Here is a 725-nt window from a genome sequence, read left to right as displayed (position 1 = left end):
TTGGCCGATTCCTGTCCCCGCTGCTGCGGCGGGCGGGCCACGTCCCGCTCGGCCTCGACGTGGCGCCCGGCCCGCACACCGACGTGGTCGGCAGCGTCGCCGACACGCCCCTTGTCCGGCGCCTGTTCGCCGGCTACCGGTTCGACGCCGTGATCCACGCGGCCGCGCTGCACAAGCCCGACATCGCGCGCTATCCGCGCCAGGCGTTCGTCGACGTGAACGTCACCGGGACGCTCAACCTGCTGGAAGCGGCGGCGGCCCACGGAACGAGCCGGTTCATATCCACGTCGACCACGTCGCTGATGATCACGCAGGCCATCCGCGACGAGACCGCGCCCGCCGCCGCCTGGCTGGACGAGACGAGCGGACCGCTGCAGCCCCGGAACATCTATGGCGTGACCAAGCGCACGGCCGAGGAGCTGGCGCGGCTGTTCCACGCGGAGCACGGTCTCCCCGTGGTCGTGCTGAGGACGGCACGGTTCTTCCCGGAAGACGATGACACGCACGACCATCTTGCCGGCGAAAACATGAAGGCGAACGAATTCCTGCACCGCCGCCTGACCGTCGAAGACTGCGCGCTCGCGCACCTCGCCGCGCTGGAGAAGGCGCCGGCCATCGGCTTCGGCCTGTACGTCGTGTCGGCGCCGACGCCCTTCGACCGCGCCGACGCGGCGCTGCTGAAGACGGACGCGCCGGCGGTGATCGCCCGGCATTTCCCGGACGCG

1 protein-coding gene is annotated in these 725 nt (G+C 71.2%); it reads left to right on the top strand.

What is annotated here, in order from left to right:
- Positions 1 to 725, top strand: a 725-nt coding sequence (locus ACEN88_RS33385; RefSeq protein ID WP_413346622.1) for an NAD-dependent epimerase/dehydratase family protein, incomplete at both ends; no start/stop codon positions are given.

It is taken from the genome of Massilia sp. CT11-108, from assembly GCF_047302915.1.
Taxonomy (GTDB): Bacteria; Pseudomonadota; Gammaproteobacteria; order Burkholderiales; family Burkholderiaceae_D; genus Telluria; species Telluria orientalis.
This window is presented reverse-complemented; position numbering and strand designations above follow the sequence as displayed.